General features: G+C 74.6%; 18 protein-coding genes. 12 read left to right on the forward strand and 6 right to left on the reverse strand.

Features of this window, described 5'->3' with window-relative positions:
* The first annotated feature begins 82 nt into the window (after positions 1 to 82).
* From ahcY to hpf, 6 genes are all read left to right on the forward strand, one after another.
* A complete protein-coding gene (gene ahcY / locus RM425_RS04480) occupies positions 83 to 1,579 on the forward strand; it encodes an adenosylhomocysteinase (protein ID WP_311343958.1) in 1,497 nt (498 codons plus the stop codon).
* Positions 1,580 to 1,758: 179 nt separating this feature from the next.
* Entirely contained in the window at positions 1,759 to 2,466 is a 708-nt protein-coding gene (gene mtrA / locus RM425_RS04485; protein ID WP_449495074.1) for an MtrAB system response regulator MtrA, read from the forward strand.
* Between the two features lie 58 nt (positions 2,467 to 2,524).
* Positions 2,525 to 4,240, forward strand: a complete 1,716-nt coding sequence (mtrB, locus tag RM425_RS04490) for an MtrAB system histidine kinase MtrB (RefSeq protein ID WP_311343960.1) — start codon at positions 2,525 to 2,527, stop codon at positions 4,238 to 4,240.
* Positions 4,237 to 5,961: an LpqB family beta-propeller domain-containing protein gene (locus RM425_RS04495; RefSeq protein ID WP_311343961.1), complete on the forward strand. Its 1,725-nt coding sequence runs from the start codon at positions 4,237 to 4,239 to the stop codon at positions 5,959 to 5,961. Before mtrB ends, RM425_RS04495 begins: the two co-directional genes overlap by 4 nt.
* A 106-nt stretch (positions 5,962 to 6,067) precedes the next feature.
* On the forward strand, positions 6,068 to 6,835 hold the full coding sequence (locus tag RM425_RS04500; RefSeq protein ID WP_311343962.1) for a ComF family protein: 768 nt from the start codon (positions 6,068 to 6,070) through the stop codon (positions 6,833 to 6,835).
* A gap of 72 nt (positions 6,836 to 6,907) precedes the next feature.
* On the forward strand, positions 6,908 to 7,603 hold the full coding sequence (gene hpf / locus RM425_RS04505; RefSeq protein WP_311343963.1) for a ribosome hibernation-promoting factor, HPF/YfiA family: 696 nt from the start codon (positions 6,908 to 6,910) through the stop codon (positions 7,601 to 7,603).
* A 92-nt stretch (positions 7,604 to 7,695) separates the two neighbouring features.
* Here the strand turns inward: hpf and RM425_RS04510 are convergent, their stop codons facing one another.
* Complete coding sequence (locus RM425_RS04510) at positions 7,696 to 8,244, reverse strand: GNAT family N-acetyltransferase (protein WP_311343964.1); 549 nt, start codon at positions 8,242 to 8,244, stop codon at positions 7,696 to 7,698.
* Between the two features lie 10 nt (positions 8,245 to 8,254).
* The gene (locus RM425_RS04515; RefSeq protein WP_311343965.1) at positions 8,255 to 8,647 is read right to left on the reverse strand and encodes a pyridoxamine 5'-phosphate oxidase family protein; all 393 of its coding nucleotides are present in this window, start codon (positions 8,645 to 8,647) and stop codon (positions 8,255 to 8,257) included.
* 82 nt (positions 8,648 to 8,729) lie between these two features.
* On the opposite strand from RM425_RS04515, the gene secA reads away from it, so the two are divergent.
* A complete protein-coding gene (secA, locus tag RM425_RS04520) occupies positions 8,730 to 11,747 on the forward strand; it encodes a preprotein translocase subunit SecA (RefSeq protein WP_311343966.1) in 3,018 nt (1,005 codons plus the stop codon).
* Between the two features lie 62 nt (positions 11,748 to 11,809).
* Here secA and RM425_RS04525 read toward each other — a convergent pair whose 3' ends face one another.
* Positions 11,810 to 12,295 (reverse strand): Rv3235 family protein, encoded by a 486-nt coding sequence (locus tag RM425_RS04525; RefSeq protein ID WP_311343967.1) that lies wholly within the window; start codon positions 12,293 to 12,295, stop codon positions 11,810 to 11,812.
* A 154-nt stretch (positions 12,296 to 12,449) separates the two neighbouring features.
* Positions 12,450 to 13,211, reverse strand: coding sequence for a LysM peptidoglycan-binding domain-containing protein (locus tag RM425_RS04530; RefSeq protein WP_311343968.1), 762 nt, complete (start codon positions 13,209 to 13,211; stop codon positions 12,450 to 12,452).
* A gap of 98 nt (positions 13,212 to 13,309) precedes the next feature.
* Between RM425_RS04530 and RM425_RS04535 the strand changes: the two genes are divergently transcribed.
* On the forward strand, positions 13,310 to 13,876 hold the full coding sequence (locus RM425_RS04535; RefSeq protein ID WP_311343969.1) for a hypothetical protein: 567 nt from the start codon (positions 13,310 to 13,312) through the stop codon (positions 13,874 to 13,876).
* A 39-nt stretch (positions 13,877 to 13,915) separates the two neighbouring features.
* On the opposite strand, the gene RM425_RS04540 is transcribed toward RM425_RS04535, so the two are convergent.
* Entirely contained in the window at positions 13,916 to 14,140 is a 225-nt protein-coding gene (locus RM425_RS04540; RefSeq protein WP_311343970.1) for a helix-turn-helix domain-containing protein, read from the reverse strand.
* Between the two features lie 199 nt (positions 14,141 to 14,339).
* Here RM425_RS04540 and RM425_RS04545 point away from each other — a divergent pair, with 199 nt between their 5' ends.
* The 4 genes from RM425_RS04545 to RM425_RS04560 all read left to right on the forward strand — a co-directional run bounded on the left by RM425_RS04545 (position 14,340) and on the right by RM425_RS04560 (position 18,416).
* Positions 14,340 to 15,068, forward strand: a complete 729-nt coding sequence (locus RM425_RS04545; protein ID WP_311343971.1) for an SAF domain-containing protein — start codon at positions 14,340 to 14,342, stop codon at positions 15,066 to 15,068.
* Positions 15,068 to 16,363: an AAA family ATPase gene (locus RM425_RS04550; protein WP_311343972.1), complete on the forward strand. Its 1,296-nt coding sequence runs from the start codon at positions 15,068 to 15,070 to the stop codon at positions 16,361 to 16,363. Before RM425_RS04545 ends, RM425_RS04550 begins: the two co-directional genes overlap by 1 nt.
* A 71-nt stretch (positions 16,364 to 16,434) precedes the next feature.
* Positions 16,435 to 17,811: a WS/DGAT/MGAT family O-acyltransferase gene (locus RM425_RS04555; protein ID WP_311343973.1), complete on the forward strand. Its 1,377-nt coding sequence runs from the start codon at positions 16,435 to 16,437 to the stop codon at positions 17,809 to 17,811.
* A gap of 92 nt (positions 17,812 to 17,903) precedes the next feature.
* A complete protein-coding gene (locus RM425_RS04560) occupies positions 17,904 to 18,416 on the forward strand; it encodes a DUF6912 family protein (RefSeq protein ID WP_311343974.1) in 513 nt (170 codons plus the stop codon).
* 5 nt (positions 18,417 to 18,421) lie between these two features.
* Here the strand turns inward: RM425_RS04560 and RM425_RS04565 are convergent, their stop codons facing one another.
* Positions 18,422 to 22,603, reverse strand: coding sequence for an FtsK/SpoIIIE domain-containing protein (locus RM425_RS04565; RefSeq protein WP_311343975.1), 4,182 nt, complete (start codon positions 22,601 to 22,603; stop codon positions 18,422 to 18,424).
* Between the last annotated feature and the right edge of the window lie 93 nt (positions 22,604 to 22,696).

Genomic DNA, 22,696 nt, shown 5'->3' on the forward strand with positions numbered 1-22,696 from the left:
TCTCCCCGGTACCGGGGATCGAAGCGACCCTGCATCCGACTGCATCGCCCGGCTCCCGTGCCGGGCACACCCTGGAGCCTTCATGACCGCCAGCACTGGCACCCGCACGCTGTCCACCCCCACCGGCGAGGCCGACTACAAGGTCGCCGACCTGTCCCTCGCCGGCTTCGGCCGCAAGGAGATCCAGCTCGCCGAGCACGAGATGCCCGGCCTGATGGCGCTGCGCGCCGAGTACGGCGACGCCCAGCCGCTGGCCGGCGCCCGCATCGCCGGCTCGCTGCACATGACCGTGCAGACCGCCGTCCTCATCGAGACGCTGACCGCCCTGGGCGCCGACGTCCGCTGGGTCAGCTGCAACATCTTCTCCACCCAGGACCACGCCGCTGCGGCGATCGTCGTCGGCGAGGGCACCCCCGAGGAGCCCGCCGGCGTGCCGGTGTTCGCCTGGAAGGGCGAGAGCCTCCCCGAGTACTGGTGGTGCACGCAGCGCCTGTTCGAGTTCCGTGACTCGAGCGGCGAGGTCGTCGGCCCGAACATGCTGCTCGACGACGGCGGTGACGCCACCCTGCTGGTGCACCTGGGCACCCGCTTCGAGGCCGACGGCGTCGTCCCCGACACCACCGAGGCCGACTCGGAGGAGTACGCGGTCATCCTCGACACCCTCCGCAGCACGATCGCCGAGGACGGCTCCTACTGGACGCGCATCGGCCAGGGCATCAAGGGCGTCACCGAGGAGACCACCACCGGCGTCATGCGCCTCTACGAGCTGGCCCGTGACGGCCGCCTGCTGTTCCCGGCGATCAACGTCAACGACTCGGTCACCAAGAGCAAGTTCGACAACCTCTACGGCGTCCGGCACTCGCTCATCGACGGCATCAACCGCGCCACCGACGTGATGATCGGCGGCAAGGTCGCCGTCGTCTGCGGCTACGGCGACGTCGGCAAGGGCTCCGCGGAGTCCCTCCGCGGCCAGGGCGCCCGGGTGATCGTCACCGAGATCGACCCGATCTGCGCGCTGCAGGCCGCGATGGAGGGCTACGAGGTGACCACGCTGGACGAGGTCATCGGCAAGGCCGACATCATCATCACCACGACCGGCAACAAGGACATCATCTCGGCCGAGCAGCTGGCCTCGACCAAGCACCAGGCGATCATCGGCAACATCGGCCACTTCGACAACGAGATCGACATGGCCGGCCTGGCGAGGACCCCGGGCGTGGTCCGGACCACGATCAAGCCGCAGGTCGACGAGTGGCGGTTCGCGGACGGCCACACGATCATCGTGCTCTCCGAGGGCCGGCTGCTGAACCTCGGCAACGCCACCGGGCACCCCAGCTTCGTCATGAGCGCCTCGTTCTCCAACCAGACGCTGGCGCAGATCGAGCTGTGGAACAACCGGGCCGCCTACGAGGGCAAGGCCCCCGGCGTCACCGTGCTCCCGAAGAAGCTCGACGAGCACGTGGCCCGGATCCACCTCGACGCCCTGGGCGTCAAGCTGACCGAGCTCACCAAGGTGCAGGCCGACTACATCGGCGTGCCGGTCGAGGGCCCGTACAAGAGCGACCACTACCGCTACTGAGGAAGGACCCCCTCGCCCCCCACCGCTCGCGAGCTCGCGGCGGGGCCCTGCGAGGGGGCCGTTCCAGCGGCCGATCAGGCGCGAGAGCGCCGGTTCCGGAGCACGACGCACCCCATCCGCGCCACCCGGGCGGGTGGGGTGCGAGCGTGTTGGGCCCTGACCAGCGCAGAATGGGTCCCGTGCCACCGACCGCTCCGCAGAACGGGCCCAGCCGCGGCCGTGTCCTCGTCGTCGACGACGACGCCGCCCTCGCCGAGATGCTCGGGATCGTGCTGCGCCGGGAGGGGTACGAACCGGCCTTCGTCTCCGACGGCAACCGCGCTCTCGGCGTCTTCCAGCAGACCCGGCCCGACCTCGTCCTGCTGGACCTGATGCTGCCCGGCCGCAACGGCCTGCAGATCTGCCAGGACATCCGCACCCAGTCGACCGTGCCGATCGTGATGCTCACCGCCAAGGGCGACACCATCGACGTCGTCCAGGGCCTGGAGGCCGGCGCCGACGACTACGTCACCAAGCCGTTCAAGCCCGTCGAGCTGGTCGCCCGCGTCCGCGCGCAGCTGCGCCGCGGCGAGACCGGCCAGGCCGAGAGCCTCGCCATCGGCGACGTGCAGATCGACGTGCCCGCGCACCAGGTCATCCGGGACGGGGTGCCGGTCGCCCTGACCCCGCTGGAGTTCGACCTGCTCGTCGCGCTGGCCCGCAAGCCGCGCCAGGTCTTCACCCGGGAGCTGCTGCTCGAGCAGGTGTGGGGCTACCGCCACGCTGCCGACACCCGGCTGGTGAACGTCCACGTCCAGCGGCTGCGCGCGAAGATCGAGAAGGACCCCGAGCGGCCCGAGGTGGTCCTCACCGTGCGCGGGGTCGGCTACAAGGCCGGCCCGCCCTGATCGTGCTCCCGGGGGGCGGCGTCCCCGCCCGGGGCGCCGGCTGACCGACAATGGCTGCGTGACCGCCACCCGAACGCCCCCGGTGGCCACCGGCGCGCCCCCGCCGCCCGGGCCCGGGCGGCCCCGCGCCGACGAACTGGCCCGGATCCGCCGGGGTCTGCGCCGGCGGGCCGGCCTGGCCCGGCGCCGCGCACGGTGGCTCGCCCGCCGGAGCGCGAGCCGCGCCCTGCACGCCTGGCGGTCCTCGTTGCAGGTGCGGGTCGGCGCCATCACGATGGTCGTCGCGGGCAGCGTCGTGGTCATCGTGAGCCTGGTGCTGTTCAGCCAGATCCGCGACCAGCTGCTGTCGGTCAAGCGGCAGGCGGCGATCGACCAGGCCCAGGCCGGCGTCCTGTACGCGCAGGGCGAGATCGCCGGCATCGCCCCGGGCGACGCCGCGAGCGTGCGTGCCACCCTCGACCGGACGGTCACCGCCCTCCAGCGGTCCGGCGGTGCGGCCGGCGACTTCGACGTCGTGATGACCTACCGGACCGGGGACCGGGAGGTCTCCGGCACCAGCCGGGCGTTCGTCTACCCGGCCCTGCCCGCGGACCTGCGGGCGGACGTCGACGCCGGCAACCAGTCCTACCGCTACGACGAGATCCCCGACGACGCCGGGGAGCCCCGGGCCTCCCTGGTGGTCGGCGCCCCGGTGCAGGGCGACACCGCGGGGACCGAGCAGATCGAGCTCTACTACGTCTTCCCGCTCACCCAGGAGGCCGAGAGCCTCGCCCTGATCCGCAGCACGGTGGTGATCAGCGGGTTCGCGCTGACCATGTTCGTCGTCGGCATCGGCGTCCTGGTGACCCGGCTCGTGGTCGACCCCGTCCGGCGGGCCGCCGGCACCGCCCAGCGGCTGGCCGAGGGCCAGCTCGAGGAGCGCATGACCGTGCGCGGCGAGGACGACCTGGCCCGGCTGGCCACCAGTTTCAACGCGATGGCCGACAGCCTCCAGCGGCAGATCACCCAGCTGGAGGGGCTGTCGCAGCTGCAGCAGCGGTTCACCTCCGACGTGTCGCACGAGCTGCGCACGCCGCTGACGACGGTGCAGATGGCCGCCGACGTGCTGCACGGGGCGCGCGGCGACTTCCCGCCGCACGTGGCCCGTTCGGCGGAGCTGCTGCGGGCCGAGCTGGACCGGTTCGAGGGGTTGCTCACCGACCTCCTGGAGATCAGCCGCTACGACGCCGGGGCCGCCGTGCTCGAGGCGGAGTCGACGAACCTCGGGGCGCTGGTGGCCCGCGTCGCCGCCGGCATGTACTCCCTGGCGGAGCGGCACGGCTGCGAGCTGACGGTGGACCGGGCGGAGGAGGACGTGATCGCCGAGGTCGACGCCCGCCGGGTGGAGCGCATCCTGCGCAACCTCGTCGGGAACGCGATCGAGCACGGGGCCGGCCGGCCCGTCGAGATCACCCTGGCCGCCAACCGCACCGCCGCCGCCGTCACGGTGCGCGACCACGGGGTCGGGCTCACGCCGGCCGATGCGCAGCACGTCTTCGACCGGTTCTGGCGGGCCGATCCCTCGCGGGTCCGCAGCGTCGGCGGCAGCGGGCTGGGGCTGTCCATCAGCCTCGAGGACGCCCGGCTGCACGGCGGGTGGCTGCAGGTCTGGGGACAGCCGGGGTCCGGCGCGCAGTTCCGGCTGACCCTGCCGCTGGTCGCCGGCGGGGAGCTGACCAGTGCGCCGCTGGCGCTGCGCCCGACGGTGGTCCGCCGCGCGGGAGAGCCGGCATGACGCGCCGGGCGGGTGCACCCGCGCTGGTCGCCGCGCTCGTACTGGGGCTGACCTCCTGTTCCATCGTCCCGACCAGCTCGCCGACGGTGCCCATCACCCAGGCGCCGGCCCGGCCGGTACAGGACGTCGGCGTCCCGGCGCTGCCCCCGGCTCGGGATGCGACGCCCGAGGAGGTCGTCCGCGGGTTCATCGACGCGGCGGCCAGCAGTGCGCCGGGGCGCCCCGTCGCCAAGGAGTACCTGACTCCCGAGGCGGCCGCCGCGTGGTCCGACGCCGGCGCCATCACGATCATCAGCTCCGGGTACGCGACCGTGGCCAGCGAGTCCGGTTCGGTGGAGGTGACCGCTGGTCGCGTCGGGACCATCGACGAACGCGGCATCTTCACCGTGGCCGGCACCGACGTCTTCTCCTACGACTTCCCGCTGGTCGAGGTGGACGGCGAATGGCGGATCAGCGATCCGCCCGACGGCCTGGTCATCCTCGAGACCGACTTCCAGCGGCTCTTCGACCCCGTGGAGGCCTACTTCCTCGATCCGACGATGCAGCGGCTCGTCCCCGATCCGCGCTACCTCATCGGTGGCGAGGCGCAGCCCACGGCCCTGGTCAACCGGCTGATCGAGGGCCCGTCCGCGGCGCTCGCCCTCGGCGTCCGCAACCCTCTCGCCGGCGCCCGGCTGGCCCGGACGGTCGTGGTCGAGGACCAGGTAGCGAGGGTCGACCTCACCGGGCTGGACATCGACGCCAACACCCCGCTGAGGGAGCTCAGCGCGCAGCTGGTGTGGAGCCTGACCGGGCTCGACGGGCAGCGCATCCGTTCGGTGGTCATCACCCTCGACGGCGAGCCGCTGCCGCTGGACGACGTGCCGGTGGAGCAGACCACCGACGACTGGCCGGCGTTCGACCCGGACGCCACCCCGCTGGAGACCGTCGGGCACTACCTGGACGACGGCGCACTGCACACCGCCGACGACGGCGCGCCCGCGCCGGGGCCGGCGGGCACCGGCCGGTACGGGCTCGCGTCCGCTGCGGTGTCGGCCGACGTCCGCAACGGCGAGCTGACCTTCCTGGCCGGCGTGCGACCCGAGCCGGGGGGAGCGACCCTGCTGGCCGGGCCCTACGGCGGCGAGCTCGCTCCCGTGCTCTCCGGGGCGACGCTGAGCGCCCCGACGGTGGCCGCGACCCGGCCCGAGGTGTGGGTCGTGCGCGACGGCACCGACGTCGTCCGCGTGCCCGCCGGCGGCACGCCCCAGGCGGTGAGCGCGCCGACGCTGGCGGGGCTCGGGCGGGCGGAGGTCATCGAGCTCTCCCCGGACGGGACGCGCCTGGCCGTCGTCGTGGACGGCCCCCTCGGCCGCCGCCTGCACGTGGGCACGGTGGTGCGCTCCGAGGAGGGCGGCGTCGCCATCCGCGACCTCCCCGGGGTGGCGCCCACCCTCTCGCCGGTCGTGGACGTGGCGTGGCGCTCCAACGGGCAGCTGTGGGTGCTGGCCGGCGATCCGGGCGAGGAGACGCCCTACTCGCTCGGCGTCGACGGCTGGGGGCTCGCCGCGCTGGGGACGTCGGGCCTGCCGGACGAACCCACCTCGCTGGGCGCCGCCCCGGGTCGCGATCCGCTGGTCGTCGCCGGCAACCGGCTCTGGCAGTGGTCGCGCGGGACGTGGCGCACCCTCCTCCGCGGCCAGGAGCCGCTGACCGGATCGGCACCCTTCTACCCGCTCTGAGCCCGCCGGCGGCCGGTCCCGCCCCGCCGTCCACAGGAGAAGGACCCCGTCCACCTCACGCCTCGCAAGCTCGGCGCGAGCCTCGGGACGGGGCCTACGGTGCAGTGTGACCGGCTCACTGCTACGCGAGGTGGGCTCGGCGCTGGCCGACCTGGTGCTGCCGCGCACGTGTGCCGGCTGCGGGCTGCCCGGGCACCTGCTCTGCCGCCGCTGCGCCGCGCTGTTCGCCCGCCCGCACCTGGCCGCGCCGCGTCGCTTCCCGGAGGGCTTCCCGCCGACGGTGGCCGCGGGCTCCTACGACGGGCGGGTGCGCCCGGCGGTCCTGGCGTTCAAGGAACGAGGCCGGGCGGAGCTGGCCGGCCCGCTGGGGACGGCGCTCGCCCTCGCCGTCGCCGCGGTCGTCTCCGCCGTTCCCGGGCCGCCGCCGCGCCGGGTGCTGCTCGTCCCGGTGCCGAGCTCGGCGGCCGCCCTGCGGACCCGCGGCCGGGACCACGTCCGCGAGCTCACCGCGCGGGCGGTCTCCGAGCTCCGCGCCGCGGGCGTCCCCGCCGCGCAGGCCCGCCTGCTGTGCCGCCGGGGCCGGGTCCGCGACTCCGCCGGGCTCTCCGCGGGCGAGCGGCGGGCCAACCTCGCGGGCACGTTCGTGCTGCGCCCCGCAGCAGGCGTCGTCGACGGTGCGCTGGTCCTCGTCGACGACGTCGTGACCAGCGGAGCGACGCTCACCGAGGCGGCCGCGGTGCTCGCCGCACGGACGCGGCCGGGGAGTCCGCCGGTGCTCGGCGCCGTCGTCGCCGCCACCCCTCGGGAGCCGGTCGGGCAGCGGTCCGCGGGGTTCCCGGGTGGGTCGGGGACGCCGTTCCGGCGCACCCGCTGATCGACTGTCGGGACGATGGCGGAGCGACTAGCGTCGAAGCGACCCAACACCGGAAGTTCACCGGGAGGTCTCATGGAGATCGTCGTACGTGGTCGCAATGTCGAAGTTCCCGAACACTACCGACAGCACGTCGAGGACAAGGTCGGGTCCACCGATCGCTTCGACGGCAAGCTGAAGATGCAGCGCATCGACGTGGAGCTCTTCCACGAGAAGAACCCCCGCCAGTCCGACCACTGCCAGCGGGTGGAGATCACCCTGCGCGGCAAGGGTCCCGTCGTCCGGGCCGAGGCCGCCGGACCGGACTTCTACGCCGCTCTGGACATCGCCGTCGGCAAGCTGGACAACCGTCTCCGCCGGGCCGCGGACCGCCGCCGGGTGCACCACGGCCGCCGGACGCCCGAGAGCGTCCGGTCGACCGCCGCCGCGCTGGATGCCGGGCACCCCCAGCTGTCCATCGAGAAGCAGCTGGAGCTCGACCGGGAGCTCGCGTCCGGGCAGCACGTCACCGAGCTCGACGAGCACCTGCCCGGCCGGATCGTCCGCGAGAAGCACCACCCCGCGACACCCATGCACGTCGACCAGGCCCTCCACGAGATGGAGCTGGTCGGCCACGACTTCTACCTGTTCCAGTGCGCCGACACCGGGCAGCCGACGGTCGTCTACCGCCGGCACGCCTACGACTACGGCCTGATCCGGCTGGCGCCGGTGGCCCAGGACGGCGCCGCGCCGGCCCCCGTCGCCGCGGCCGCGGGCGCTGCGACCGTCTGACGCCACCACCGGAGTCGATCATCGTCCGCGCGCACGGGACACGGCACGACCTGCCGCAGCGCCGAGCACGCGGACGATGATCGACCCGGGGGTCAGTCCTCGGGCAGCCGTCCGAACAGCACGGCGTCCCCGCGGGTCCCGTCCCGGTAGTCCAGGCAGGACCGCACCACGCCCTCGCGGGTGAACCCCGCGCGCTGCGCCGCGACCTGGGAGGCCGCATTGCGGACGTCGGCCGTCAGGTGCACCCGCGGAGCGCCCAGACCCAGGCCCCACTCGGCCAGGGCGTGCGCCGCCTCGGCCGCATAGCCGTGCCCGCGCGCCCAGGGTGCGACCCAGTAGCCGACGGCGGGGCCGAGCGGGCCGGGTGTGAAGTGCAGCCCCGCGGCTCCGACGAACATCCCGTCGGCCTCCACGGCAGTGGTCAGCGCCCGTCCCTCGGCGCGCGCATCCACCGTGGTCCGCGTGACGAACTCGACGGCGTCGGCCTCGGTGTAGGGCGACGGGACCATCGTCCAGCGCTGGATGTCGGCGTCCTGGCAGGCGCGGTGCACGGCGTCCGCGTCGTCGGGCCGGTAGGGGCGAAGCACGAGCCGGTCGGTGCGCACGACCTCGGTGGGGAGGTCGACGAGGGTCAGGTCCACCGGAGCAGTCTCAGGCGTTGCCCAGCACCCGGTCGACCGATATCTCGATGACCACCCGCGCAGGGTTCTCCCGGGGTGTGCGGTAACGCCGGGCGTAGCGCTCGACGGCGTCGGCCACCGAGGCCGGGTCGTCCTTCACGACCGCCGTCCCCTCGAGGGTCAACCAGCGGGCGCCCTCGACCTGGCACACCGCGACGCGCGCCTGCCCGGCGCGCACGTGGCGCGCCTTCGCCGACCCACCCGAGGTGATCACCCGCGCGGTGGCGGTGGCCTGGTCCCAGGTGACCCCGACCGGGACGACGTGCGGGCTGCCGTCGGCGCGCAGCGTGGTCAGCGTCGCCAGGCGCCGCTCGGTGAGGAACTCGAGCGTGGCGGGGCCGAGGTCTGCGGGATTCCTGGACACCCGCGGCAGGCTAGAGGACGCGAGCGGGCGGTTCGGACCTCGGAGGGGCCGCGTTCCCAGGTGGGCCGCCTACGCTGGGGTCGTGGTTCTCCAGAAACTCCTCCGCGCCGGCGAGGGCAAGCAGGTCCGACGACTCACCAAGATCGCGGACGCGGTCGAGTACCTGGCCGAGGACTACGTCGACCTCAGCGACGCGGAGCTGCGCGCGAAGACCGACGAGTTCAAGGAGCGGTACGCCGACGGGGAGTCCCTCGACGCGCTGCTGCCCGAGGCGTTCGCCGTCGTCCGCGAGGCGGCCACCCGCACGCTGGGCCAGCGGCACTTCCGCGTGCAGCTCATGGGCGGTGCGGCGCTGCACCTGGGCAACATCGCCGAGATGAAGACCGGTGAGGGCAAGACCCTCACCGGCGTGCTGGCGGCCTACCTCAACGCCCTGACCGGCGACGGCGTGCACATCATCACCGTCAACGACTACCTGGCCGCCCGCGACGCCGAGTCCATGGGCAGGGTGCACCGTTTCCTCGGGCTCACCGTCGGCACGATCCTCTCGGGGCAGGCGCCCCCCACCCGGCGCGAGCAGTACGGCTGCGACATCACCTACGGCACGAACAACGAGTTCGGCTTCGACTACCTGCGCGACAACATGGCCTGGAGCAAGGCCGATCTCGTGCAGCGCGGCCACCACTTCGCGATCGTCGACGAGGTCGACTCGATCCTCATCGACGAGGCGCGCACCCCGCTGATCATCAGCGGCCCGGCCGAGACCAGCGCCAAGTGGTACGGCGAGTTCGCCCGCATCGTGCCGATGATGAAGCGCGACGTGCACTACGAGGTCGAAGAGGGCAAGCGCACCGTCGCGGTGACCGAGGAGGGCGTGGAGTTCGTCGAGGACCAGCTCGGCATCGACAACCTCTACGAGGCGGTCAACACCCCGCTGATCGGCTACCTGAACAACGCGCTCAAGGCCAAGGAGCTGTTCAAGAAGGACCAGCAGTACATCGTCACCAACGGCGAGGTCCTCATCGTCGACGAGTTCACCGGGCGCGTGCTCTCGGGCCGCCGCTACAACGAGGGCATGCACCAGGCCATCGAGGCCAAGGAGCGCGTGAAGATCAAGGACGAGAACCAGACGCTCGCCACGATCACCCTCCAGAACTACTTCCGGCTCTACGAGAAGCTCTCCGGCATGACCGGTACGGCCCAGACCGAGGCCGCCGAGCTGCACCAGACCTACAAGTTGGGCGTCGTCCCGATCCCGACGAACCGGCCGATGATCCGCGAGGACCGCTCCGACGTCATCTACAAGACCGAGACGGCGAAGTTCGACGCCGTGGTCGACGACATCGCCGAGCGGCACGAGAACGGCCAGCCGATCCTGGTCGGCACCGCGAGCGTCGAGAAGTCCGAGGTGCTGGCGAAGTACCTGCTCAAGCGCGGCATCCCGCACGAGGTGCTCAACGCCAAGAACCACGCCCGTGAGGCCGCGATCATCGCGATGGCCGGACGGGCCGGCTCGGTCACCGTGGCCACCAACATGGCCGGCCGAGGCACCGACATCCAGCTGGGCGGCAACGCCGAGTTCATCGCCGACGAGGCGCTGCGGGCCCGCGGGCTGTCGCCCGCCGAGACGCCCGAGGAGTACGAGGCGGCCTGGGACGAGGCGCTGGAGGCCGCCAAGGCGCAGGTCAAGGCCGAGCACGAGCAGGTCGTGGAGGCCGGTGGCCTCTACGTGCTGGGCACCGAGCGGCACGAGAGCCGCCGCATCGACAACCAGCTGCGCGGCCGTTCCGGCCGGCAGGGCGACCCGGGGGAGTCGCGGTTCTACCTCTCCCTCGGCGACGACCTGATGCGCCGGTTCAACGGCCCGATGCTCGAATCGATGATGACCACCCTGCGGGTGCCCGAGGACCAGCCGATCGAGTCGAAGATGGTCAGCCGGGCCATCAAGTCCGCGCAGACCCAGGTGGAGCAGCAGAACTTCGAGGTCCGCAAGGACGTCCTGAAGTACGACGAGGTGCTCAACCGCCAGCGCACCGTCATCTACGACGAGCGGCGCAAGGTGCTCGAGGGCGCCGACCTGCACGAGCAGCTGCGCACGATGGTCGACGACGTCGTCGCCGCCTACGTCGACGGCGCGACCGAGACCGGCTACGCCGAGGACTGGGACCTCGAGCAGCTGTGGACCGGCCTCAAGGCGCTGTACCCGGTGGGCGTGACGATCGAGGACGTCGTCGAGCGGCTGGGCAACGGCGAGCAGGCCGAGCTCTCCGCCGAGGCGCTCAAGACCGAGCTGCTCGAGGACGTGCACCGTGCCTACGAGGCGCGCGAGGCCGGACTCGGGTCGGCGGTCATGCGCGAGCTGGAGCGGCGGGTGCTGCTGTCGGTCATGGACCGCAAGTGGCGTGAGCACCTGTACGAGATGGACTACCTGCGGGCCGGCATCCACCTGCGCGCGATGGCCAACCGCGACCCGGTCGTGGAGTACCAGCGCGAGGGCTACGACATGTTCGTCGCGATGCTCGACGGCATCAAGGAGGAGTCGGTCGGCTTCCTGTTCAACCTCGAGGTCAAGACCAAGGCCGAGCAGGACGCCGAGGCCAAGGCCAAGCAGGACGAGGCGGAGGCCAAGGCGCTGGCCGCGGCCCAGGAGGGGACGGCTCGGGTGCTGGCCCGCCAGGCCGCCGAGGCGAAGGCCGCCGCGGCCGGGACCGCCCCGGCAGCGCCCGCGGGTACCGCACCGGCACCGACTCCGGCACCGGCCCCTGCGGCTGCACCGGCACCTGCTCCGACGGCCCGGCGGTCCGGGACGGCTCGACGAGCCGAGCCCGCGGCCGCGACGGCGGCGCCCGAGGCCACGACGTCGTCAGCCTCCGGGACCGGTCCGGAGCTGGAGGTCAAGGGCCTGGACGAGCCGCGCCGCGCGCCGGAGAACCTGACGTACTCCGCGCCGAGCCTGGACGCTTCGACCAAGGACGCCGGACGGGCCAAGGCGGCCAAGACGGCGACGGTGAGCGGCACCAAGGAGAGCCCGCGCAACGCGCCCTGCCCGTGCGGCTCGGGCAAGAAGTACAAGCAGTGCCACGGGGCGGCCAGCAGCTGACCGGCTGACCCGACGACGCCCCGCCGACACCCGGTCGGCGGGGCGTCGTGCGTCCACGGCCCTCAGCCGATCTGCAGGGCCGTGCAGCGCCACCTGCCGTCGATGCCCTCGAGGCGGGCGGCCACCGCGTGTGCGCGCCCCGCCCGGCGGGCGACCGCGCTGACCTCGGCCACGCCGTCGACGGGCTCGCACACGTGCACCGGGCCCACGAACAGCGGGGCGGTGCCCTCCGCGCACCAGCGGGGCCGGCGGCCGCCGGCTAGTGCGGTGAGGACCCCCGGTGACGTGAGCGCCTGCAGCTGAGCGACCGGCCGGCGACCGGCGAGGGTCTCGAGCGCGAGGGTGATCACGCGGCGGCCGGCGACCCCGGCGTCGGGGAGGTCCGCCCGGAGCGTCCAGGCCGGACCGAACTCGTCTTCCCGGAGGGCGGGGCCCGCGAGGCGGGGACGGGGGCCGGGCCGGTGCGGGGGCCGGGGCACCGCGACGCCCGGGAGCACCAGGCGCAGCGGAGGTCGCTCGTCCTGGAGCGGGGGCTGGGGCGTCGGCACGCGGACCAGCCGTAGGGCCGGCCGGACGGGTCCGGGCCGGCCGGCGGCCGGGGTGGACGAAGCCGGCGCAGGCGGGGCGGTCGGGTGGCCGGGCACGGTCATGAGGTCTCCAGGGTGGTCAGGGGTCGGGGCAGCCGGGGAGCGCGGGCGGGCATCACGGAGGGGGCGGGTGCAGCACCTGCCCGGGGAGCAGCACGTCCGGGTCGGGGCCGATGACCGCGGCGTTGGCGGTCCACCACGCGCGCGTGTCCCTGGCGATCTCGGCGTCGGTCGGGGGCCGGCCGAGGCGGTCGGACAGGTGTGCTGCGGCGATGTCCCACAGGCAGTTCCCGTGCACCACCACGTGGTCCCCGGGCACGGGCGTGGTGGGCCAGTCGGGCAGCGCCGGGACGACGGAGGAGCCGACGACCGTGGACGGTGCCGGCCCGGTCCCGGCGTCGGCGTGCGAGGTCGCCGGCCAGTCGGGGACGGCGCCGGGAGCGGAGCTCGCGCCGGGCCGGTCGGGAACGGGAGCCGGGGACGTGTCGGCTGCTGCTGCCGGCGCGGCGACGACCAGGAGCGTGGTGCCCGCCATGGGAGCGGAGACGGCGAGTCCGACACCGAGGGCGAGGGCGGCGCCGCGACGGGCTCCGCCAGGGAGGACCACCCCGGTCAGCACGTCGGCGGCGGCGCCGAGCGCCCCGGGCAGCGCGGAGGCGGCGGTGAGCAGCAGACCGACGGCTCCCCACCCCCAGACACCCCAGGCGAGCAGGCCTGCGCCCGCCACCACAAGCGCCTCGGCGCCGGCGGAGTCGGCCGTGCGCTGGGCGCCCAGCACCGCGGAGGTCATCTCGGCAACCGATGGCGTGAGCAGGGCCAGCGCCCAGGCCACGACGGCCATGGCCGTCGTTGTCCCCGCCAGTCGGCGTGTCGACATGTCGCCTCCTCCTCAGTCGATGGATCGCCATGAAAGCAAGCAAATGCATGCAAACGCAAGAGAAGAGCAGCATCTACGCTGATGACGGAGGTGGGAGAGTGCGCTGGCAGCAGTTGTTCGCGGACCTGGAGGCCCGGTTCGACGCCGAGCAGGTGGCGGCCGAGCGGGCGGAGACGTCATCCCGGTCGAGGCACGAGATCGGTGGTCTGCGCTTCGTCGACCGGGTGGGTGGGGCGATCGGATCGCCCGTCGTCCTGCTCTGCCGGGGTGCGGGTCAGGTGTCGGGGGCGCTCAGCGAGGTCGGCACCGACTGGTTGCTCCTCGACGACGACGGCCGGGAGGTGCTGGTCGCGACGGCCGCGGTGCGGGCGGTCAGCGGGCTCGGCCGGCAGACCGCGGCGGCGCGGGACGCCGGGTCGGTGGGGAGCCGGCTGGACCTGCGGCGCGCGTTGCGTGGTCTGGCCCGTGACCGGGCGGCCGTCCAGGTGGTGCTCGACGACGGGACAGCGCTGCACGGGACGATCGACCGAGTGGGGGCGGACTACCTGGAACTGGCCGAGCACCCGATCGATCTGCACCGCCGTGCCGGTGCGGTGCAGGGCGTGCGCACCGTGGTCATCGACGCCGTCGTGCTCATCCGGACGGCGCAGCCCGGACCGGGTTGATCGATCCCGTGTCCCCGTGGGGGGCGGGATCGCGACGGGCTACTCGGCGTCGGCGCTCTCGGCCGGGATGGTGGTGCCGCGGGCCTCGGCGTACTTCTGCTGGATGAAGCGCTCGAGCTCGTCGACCTCGACCCGCCACTGCCCGCGGCCGCCGATCTGGATGGCGATGAGCTCCTTGCGGCGCACGAGGGCGTAGGCCTGCGACCACGAGACGTTGAGGATCTCGGCGACGTCGTCCAGCGTCAGGAAGCGGGGCGTGGGCATGGGGTCCTCTCCATCCGGTGCCGCCAGTCTGTCAGCCGCACCGGTGACCCCGGGCGGCTGTCCACACCCGAACGTGTGGATGACGGAAGCGGCGAACGCATCCGTGACGCATCATCTGCACCCGAATGCCGTCATGTCGCGTCGACGGCGAACGACGCGCCGCGTCGTGCGATCGACGCGCGGGAGAGGTGAGCGCGCTGTGACCGCCGTCCGTCCCGCTCCGCCACCCGCGACCGCGCTGCCGCCGGGTGCGGCACCGCGCCGGGTCCGCGCTCCACGCTGGCTGGATCTCCGGCTGCTCGTCGGGGTGTTCCTCGTCCTCGGTTCGGTCCTGCTCGGTGCCCGCGTCGTGGGCGCCGCCGACGCCACGGTCCCGGTCTGGGCGGCCACGGGCGACCTCGCCGCCGGCACGGAGCTCGACGCGGACGACCTGGTCGCGGTCGACGTGCGCCTGGACGACACCGCTGATGCCTATCTCTCCACGGTGACCCGCCCCGAGGGGCGCACGCTCGCGCGCGCCGTGCGGTCCGGCGAGCTGATCCCGGGCTCCGCGCTGGACGAGCCGGCCGACCTGGTGCAGGTGGCGCTGCCGGTGCAGGCCGGGTTCGTGCCCCCGGGGCTCCGACGGGGAGGGCTGGTCGACGTCTACGCGGTGGCCGACCCGGCCGTGGGCGCCACCACGGCCACCGGCGGGAGCGTGACCCCGGTGGTCGAGCGAGCACCGGTGCAGGCCCTGTCCGGCCGGACCGACGGCGTCCTCTCGACTCCCACCACGACCGTCCAGGTGGTCGTGTCGGTCGCGCGCGACGAGGCCGCCGCGGTGCTCGCCGCGATCGGCGGTCGTCCCCTCGTGGTCGTGGTCCACGAGTCGGTGGAGGGCGGCTCCGACGGCGTCGGCCGTTCGCCGGACGCGGGGCCGACCGGCTGATGGTCGTCCAGGTCTTCACCGCGGTCACCGGTGCGCCGTGGGAGTCGGCGCTGGTGGGCGCGCTCGACCGGTCCGACCACGGCGTCACGGTGGTCCGGCGGTGCGTGGACGTGTCGGAGCTGCTCGCTGCCGCGGCGACCGGGACCGGTCAGGCCGCGCTGCTCTCGGCGGAGCTGCGCCGGCTGGACGGCGACGCCGTCGCCCGGCTCACGGCGGCCGGCGTGGCGGTCGTGGGCCTGGTCGAACCGGGTGACGATCGGGCGACCGAGCGGCTCCGCCAGCTGGGTGTCCTCCACGTGCTCCCGGCCGACGCCGAGACGGAGGTCATCGCGCAGGCGCTGCGCGAGGCGGTCGCGGGCGCGTCCGGAGCTCTCCACGACGTGGCCGATCCGCGGGCGGCGCTCCCCGCACTGGGCGTGCCGCCGCTCGCGGCCGATCGTCCGGTGGGTCGTGGGCGGCTGATCGCGGTGTGGGGCCCGACCGGTGCCCCGGGGCGGACGACGGTCGCGGTGGGCCTGGCCGACGAGGCGGCGCGGCTGGGTGTCTCCAGCCTGCTGGTCGACGCCGACGTCTACGGCGGGGTCGTCGCCCAGGTGCTGGGCCTGCTCGACGACTCCCCGGGACTGGCCGGCGCCGCGCGGCAGGCGAGCACGGGCGCGCTGGACCCGGAGGCGCTGGTCCGGCTGGCCTGGACGGTGCGACCACAGCTGCGCGTGCTCACGGGGCCGGCTCGTGCGGACCGGTGGCCGGAGCTGCGCCCCCGGGCCGTCACGACGGTGCTGGAGGAGGCACGGCGGCTCGCCGAGCTGACCGTCGTGGACTGTGCCTTCAACCTCGAGGACGACGAGGAGCTCTCCTTCGACACCGCTGCACCCCGCCGCAACGGAGCGACCCTGGCCGTGCTGGAGGCCGCCGACACCGTGCTGTGCGTCAGCGGCGCCGACCCGGTGGCACTGCAGCGCAGTGTGCGGGCTCTCGACGACCTGCGCGAGGTGCTTCCCGGCGTGGAGCCGGTGCTGGTGGTGAACCAGCTCAGGCGCGGGCCGGTGCCGGGTGACCCGAGGCGGGAGATCGCCGCGGCGATGGAGCGCTTCTCCGGCCGCGAGGTGGCGTTCTTCCTGCCCTCCGACCGTCGCGCCACCGACGCCGCCCTCGCCGCCGGGCGGACGCTGGCCGAGGTGGCTCCCGGATGCGCCCTGCGCGCGGAGCTGCGCACCATGGCCGCGTCGCTCGCCGAGGTGCCGGAGCCGGCGTCGGACCGGCGGGGTCTGCGGAAGATCCGCCGGGCGGGCTGACCCTGCGGTGCCGGGACGCAGTTCGGCCGTCGTAGCGTGAGTCCCTGCCCCCGACCCACCCGAGGAGCCCGATGGTCGAGCGGCTGAGCCCTCTGGACGCCTCGTTCCTGTACCTCGAGGAGGCGGCCACCCCCATGCACGTGGGGGGCCTGCTGGTGCTCGAGCCCCCGCCCGGGGGGATCGACGCGCTGGCTGCGCTGGTCGAGGCCCGGCTGGCGCTGGTGCCGCGCTATCGTCAGCGGGTCGCCGAGGTGCCCGGCCACCTGGCCGATCCGGTCTGGGTCGACGACCGGGACTTCGATCTCGCGCGCCACCTGCGGCGGTCCCGGCTGCCGCGGCCCGGCACGGAGGCGCAGTTGCTGGACCTGGTGTCGCGGCTGGCGTCCCGGCCGCTGGACCGCAACCGCCCGCTGTGGGAGGCCTATCTGATCGAGGGGTTGAGCGGCGGCCGCGTGGCGGTCATGACCAAGACGCATCCGGCCCTGGTGGACGGGCTCAGCGCGATCGACATCGGGCAGGTCCTCCTCGACGTCGACCCGGACGCCGTCGCGCCGGAGCCCGGCTCGTGGCAGCCTGCACGGACCCCGGGTGGGGCGGAGCTGGTCCTGCAGGCGCTGGACGAGTACGTCCGGCGCCCGTCCTCGCTCGTGGGAGCACGGCACGCAGTCACCGACCTCCGCTCCGCGGCGGTACGCGTCGGGGGTGTGGCCGGTGGGCTGCTCCGCGCCGTGCGGTCGACGGTGCTGCCGGCTCCCCGCAGCCCGCTCAACGGGCCGGTCGGCCGGCAGCGGCGGGTGGTGGTCGCGCGGGCCGGGCTCGAGGACATGAAGCGGATACGCAGCGTGCACGGCGGCACGGTCAACGACGTCCTGCTGGCAGTCGTCACCGGCGCCCTGCGGGAGTGGCTGCTCTCCCGCGGCGAGCCGGTGGTGGCCGGCACCACGGTCCGGGCGCTGGTGCCGGTGTCGCTGCAGGACGATGAGGCGGGGTCGGGCAGCCGCGTCACCTCCCACCTGGTCGACCTGCCGGTGGGGGAGCCCAACCCGCGGGTCCGGCTGGCCCGGCTCGGGTACACGATGCGGGGTGTCGGCGTTCCCGGGCGGTCGATGACCGCAGAGAGCCTCATCGCGCTGACCGGCTTCGCGCCGTCCACGCTGCACGCGCTGGGGGCGCGCGCGGCGCGCGGCCTGTCCCGGCGGATGTTCAACCTGGTGGTCACCAACGTGCCCGGCCCGCAGGTGTCGCTGTACGCCGCGGGTGGCCGGATGCTCGAGGTGTTCCCCGTCGTCCCGCTGGCCCGCGGGCAGGGGCTCTCGATCGGCATGACCAGCTACAACGGCACCGTCTTCTTCGGCTTCAACGCCGACCGGGACAGCGTGGGCGACGTCGACGTGCTCGCCGACATGATCGAGCAGCAGGTCGACGAGCTGCTGGGGCGAGCCCGCTGACGCTCCTGGCCGCCCACCGGACCCCACCACGGCGGACCGGCGGGCCGTAGGGGATACCGTCGCCGTTCCATCTACGACAGGAGGAGACCGGGGTGCGCGTGTACCTGCCGGCCACCACGTCCGTGTTGAGGACGTTGGTGGACGAGGGCCGGCTGGCCGGTCCGCACACGGCGTTCGCCGTCACTCCGCAGTTGCGCGAGTTCTACGCGCGCAGCGACGCCGAGGCCGATCAGGAGGAGCTCGAGTACGCCGCGCTGCTGACCGCCGCGCGTGCCAGCCTCCGGCTGCTCGACATCGACCCCACCGCGGTGCGCCGGCGGGTGGTCCTCGCCGCGGACGTGCCCGACGACCAGGTCGTCGCGATGGACGACCCGCACGTGGAGCGCGGTGCGGTGCGGGTGGGTGCGGACGTCCGCATGCGGGACGTCGCCAGTGCCCACATCGACGGCAGCGAGGCGGAGGACGACGTCCGCGCCGCGGTCAACGTCGTCCTGGAGGCCGACCTGGGCAGCGAGGATGCGCAGTTCGTCGTCGACCAGGCCGAAGGGCACGAGCTCGCCTGGTACGCCACCCAGGAGCTGGGCCCGGCGCTCGAACTGCTCTGAGGGGCTCACCGACCCGGCGCTGCTCCCGGATAGTGGGCCGCTCGCGCGACCTGCACCCGCTGTGCCACGCCGTCCTCGACCAGCCAGCCGCTGCCGGGCCGCGCGGGCAGCGGCAACCGGGGCAGCCGGATGCCCAGGGTCTCGGCGTCGGCCGGTGTGGGGCGGAGCAGCAGTCCGGTGCGTGCACGGCGGAGGGCGGCCACCGGTCCCTGGTAGTGGCTCGTCAGCTGCCCGGCGCCGCCCGCTGCCAGGAGCACCACCGGACCCGTCCGCGGCAGGGCGGTCAGCCCGGCGTACTCGGGAACGGAGCCCAGGTCGTCGGCGAGCAGGACGCCGCGCCGTCGCTGCAGGCCCTCCGCCCAGCGGACCAGCGCCTGCGGATCGGCCGGATCGAGCCAGGTTCCTGCTGCGGCACCTGCTGGAACGGCGTACGGCGGCGACAGCCGGGCGACCTCGGACCCGTCGGCGGCCAGCTGCCGGGCGAACGACTCCAGCGCGGTCGTCCGCCCGCTGCGAGCCGGCCCGACGACCAGTAGCCCGCCGCTGCGGTGCAGATCGATCTCCAGCAGGTCCCCGTCGTCGCCACCCGGGCCGATCGTCAGCCGCCACGTCCCCGGGGAACCGTCGGCCGCCCCGGCCGGTGGGGCCGGGAGCACGGGAGCGGTGGGCAGCTCGACGATCCGCAGGGGCGGGACCGCTGACGTGCCGGGCGGGACCGCGCCGTGCGGTGCCGGTGGAGGGGGGAGCGCGAGCTGGCACTCCAGCGCGTCCTCGCCGAGCAGGGCACGACCCGGCGGCCGGTGGGTGGGGACGGCGCGGCCCGGCACGCCGGCGACGGCGTAGTCGGCGCGGTCGGGGAGGGGCAGGAGCAGGCGCATGCGTGCCGCGGCGGCCAGGCGTCCGCCGGGCAACGCCCGGTCGGCGGTCAGCACGCACGTCACTCCCACCGCGGCGCCGTCGCGGACCAGTCGCAGCAGCGTGTCGGACCCACGCCCGGGGTCGGCCTCGTCCAGCAGGGCGCCGACGGCCTCGACCCCGTCCACCAGCACCAGCAGCAGGGGGACCGGGTCTCCGGGTGGCGCGGTCCGCCGGGCCTCCACCTCACGGTTCAGGCGGTCGAGCAGCCGGACGGTGCGGAACGGGTCGGCGCCGCTGACGGCGGTGCCGGTGTGCCGCAGCGCTGCCGCCTCGGCGCAGAGCCCTCCGCCTGCGGGCTCCAGCACGTGGAGGTGCAATGCGTCCGGACCCAGCCGTGCGGTCGCCGATCGCAGCACGGTGCGCAGGAGGGTGGTGCGCCCGCTGCGCGGCCCGCCGACCACCAGCACACCACCACCGACGGTGAGATCGAGGTCGAGCGGTTCGCGGGACTGCCGGTCGGGCCGGTCGACCAGGCCGATCGGCAGGCGGGTGGGCGCCCGGTCCACCGCCCCGTCCGGCACGGCGGTGTCGAGCCCGGCCGGGAGCAGCCGGTCGGGCAACGGCGGTTGCCAGGGCCGGTGGGGGCTGGGCGCGTCCCGCAGCTCGGCGGCACGGCAGAGGACCTCGACCAGCTCGGAGAGGTCGGTGGCCCCCGCGGCGGTCGGCTGCTCGGGCGGGACGGTCGCGAGCGGCCAGGACCAGCGACGCACCTCCGGTCCCTCGCCGGCGCGCGCGACGGGGAGGGCGACCCGTCCCACCTGGAAGACGCGCGGATCCCCGCTACCGGTGCGCAGGAACGCCCGCCCGGGGACGTGGACGGGCAGGTGGGCTGCGGCAGCCGTGCCCAGCACGTCGCGGGAGTCGGCCTCGTCGGTGGTGCGGAGGCAGATGCGCAAGGTGCAGTTGGCCCGGATCTCGGGAGAGACCACGCCGCCCGGACGCTGGGTGGCCAGCACGAGATGGATGCCGAGCGAACGGCCCCGCTGGGCGATGCCGACCAGCCCGGGGACGAAGTCCGGCAGCTCCTCGACCAGCGTGGCGAACTCGTCGACCACGATGACCAGCCGGGCCAGCGCGACGGTGGGCGGCAGAGCGGCCAGGTCGGCGACGCCCTGCTCGGCGAGGACGGCCTCGCGGCGGGACAGCTCGGCGGTCAGGGACCGCAGCGCCCGCGCGGTGGTCGACCCGTCCAGGTCGGTGAGCAGCCCCACGGTGTGCGGCAGCCGGGCCGCCTCGGCGAAGGCCGCGCCGCCCTTGTAGTCGACCAGCAGGAAGGAGCACCGCTCCGGCGGGTGGTTCATCGCCAGACCGGCGATCAGCGACTGCAGCAGCTCGGACTTCCCCGAACCGGTGGTGCCGGCGACCAGGGCGTGCGGGCCCTCCCTGCACAGGTCGACGAGCACCGGGCCGTCCGCCGAGCGGCCCAGGCAGGTCCGCAGCGCCGCGCGGTCGTCGGGCCACTGCGCCCCGGCCGGGGACCCCGGCCGGAGGGACCAGCCGGGCAGCTCGAGCAGCCGGACCTCGGTCGGCAGCGCCGCGCCCGCGCTCACCGGGACGAGGTCGGCCAGCTCGCGGGCCAGCCCGCTCGCGAGTTCGACGGTCATCCGATCGACCAGCACCGCGGTGCGGTCCGGTGCGCTGTCCTGGGCGAGGACGCCGGTGCTGGCGGTCTCCCCGACGAGCGTCAGCGAGGCGTCGACGGCCACCGGCAGCGCGCCGGGCCGCTCCCCGGTGGTGAGGAGCACGACGCCGGTGGCGCGGGCTCCGTGCAGCACGGCGGCCGTCCGCCCGTCCACACGACGGTCCACCACGACCACCGACAGTCCGGCCGGGTCGGTGGTCCGGCCGGCCGCCAGCCCGGCCAGCCCGGCACGCAGCGATCTCTCCCCGCCGGTCGGCGAGCCGTCCGCGTCGGGACCCACGTGGACGGCGCCGACCGGCAGGTGCGGCAACCACCTGGCCCAGGTCCAGTCGGCGATGCGGTCCGGGCGGGTGAGGAGGACCAGCCGGAGGCCGTCCGGTGGGTGCAGCGCGGCGAGCTGCGCGAGGACCGCGCGCACCGCTCCGAGGGCCTGCGCGCGCGGACCGATCACCGCCAGACCGCCGGCGACCGCCAGGTCGACCGGCACGGGGACGTGCTCGGCCACCTCGCGCTGCGGCCGGCCGTCGTCCTGGCGACGGACGACCCGCACCGGTCCCGGCCCGGTGCCGACCCGGACCACGAGCGGGTCGGCCGGGCCGCGGGGCCGGCTCCACACCAGGCCGGTGCGGCGGCGGACCGCGGCGGCGATGGTCGCCGGGTCGGGATGCTCGTGCTCGGCGGCCTGGACGTCGGCGCTGATCGCGGCCTCCAGCTCGCGCCGGGCCACGGCCAGGGCCTCGCCGTAGGCGGCCCGCTCGCGGCGGGTGCTGCGCCGTCCGGACCAGCGGTCCGACGCCCAGGTACCCAGCGCCACGAGCGGGCTCAGCAGCGCGAAGAACAGGAACGTCGGCGTGCGCAGCAGCCAGGCCAGCAGGATGCCCCCGACGGCGGGCAGCAGGACCGCCACCCAGGCGAGCCGCCGCCGCGCTGCCTCCGCCGGCTGCCGCGGGAAGGCCACCTCGTGCTCCGTCCGGAGCGTCCGGAGCCGGTGCGGGGGACGGATCAGGGTGCGCCCGCCGGGGCGCGGCTCCACGACAGCAGGAGGATCCGCCGCGTCGCTGATCGCGAGAGCCGTCGCCCCGAGACGGAGCCGGGTGTCGGGAGGCCAGCGACGGAACCGGTCGTCGAGCCGGGCGTCGCCGAGCAGGGTGCCGTTGGTCGAGCCGAGGTCCCGGACCTCCACGGCACCTCGCCCCACCCGGATCTCCAGGTGCCGGCGGGAGATGTCGGGATCGGGCATCCGCACGCCGCACCCGGCGTTCCGTCCGACCACGTGCACTCCGCGTCCGAGGGGCAGACTGCGACCGGCATCCGGCCCGCCGACCACGCGCAGTTCCAGCGGGCTGGACTCCGGCGCGGACGGCTCGGTGGGTGGCCGCAGACCGAGGACGGCGCCGTGGCGCAGCGCCGCTGAGCTCAGCGGCAGCTCGTCGTCGAGCCGCGTTGTCCCGGCCCAGAGCCCGGGGGTGGGCACGCCGAGGGTGCGGCGCAGGAGGGGGAGGACATCGGCGACGCGATGGTCGTCCCCGGCGGTGACCTGCACGTCCACCACGCCTTCGTCCCCCTGGAGCGTCCAGCACCGGGACGCCCGCGAGGGCCGGTGGTCGGAGGACGGCGGTGTGGGCACCGGCGCATCGTGCCCGGGTGCCGACCGATCGCGTGCCCGTCCGGGCGGGGCTGTGGACAACGGTGGGCGTTGTGGACGAGCAGACCCCTGCTC

Origin of the sequence: Blastococcus goldschmidtiae, from assembly GCF_031845325.1 — a bacterium.
GTDB lineage: Bacteria > Actinomycetota > Actinomycetes > Mycobacteriales > Geodermatophilaceae > Blastococcus > Blastococcus goldschmidtiae.

Bases quoted from the DNA above. Each gene is read 5' to 3' on its own strand.
- ahcY (WP_311343958.1), top strand. From the start codon at position 83: ATGACCGCCAGCACTGGCACCCGCACGCTGTCCACCCCCACCGGCGAG.
- RM425_RS04495 (WP_311343961.1), top strand. From the start codon at position 4,237: ATGACGCGCCGGGCGGGTGCACCCGCGCTGGTCGCCGCGCTCGTACTG.
- hpf (WP_311343963.1), top strand. From the start codon at position 6,908: ATGGAGATCGTCGTACGTGGTCGCAATGTCGAAGTTCCCGAACACTAC.
- RM425_RS04530 (WP_311343968.1), bottom strand. From the start codon at position 13,211: ATGTCGACACGCCGACTGGCGGGGACAACGACGGCCATGGCCGTCGTG.
- RM425_RS04540 (WP_311343970.1), bottom strand. From the start codon at position 14,140: ATGCCCACGCCCCGCTTCCTGACGCTGGACGACGTCGCCGAGATCCTC.
- RM425_RS04550 (WP_311343972.1), top strand. From the start codon at position 15,068: ATGGTCGTCCAGGTCTTCACCGCGGTCACCGGTGCGCCGTGGGAGTCG.
- RM425_RS04555 (WP_311343973.1), top strand. From the start codon at position 16,435: ATGGTCGAGCGGCTGAGCCCTCTGGACGCCTCGTTCCTGTACCTCGAG.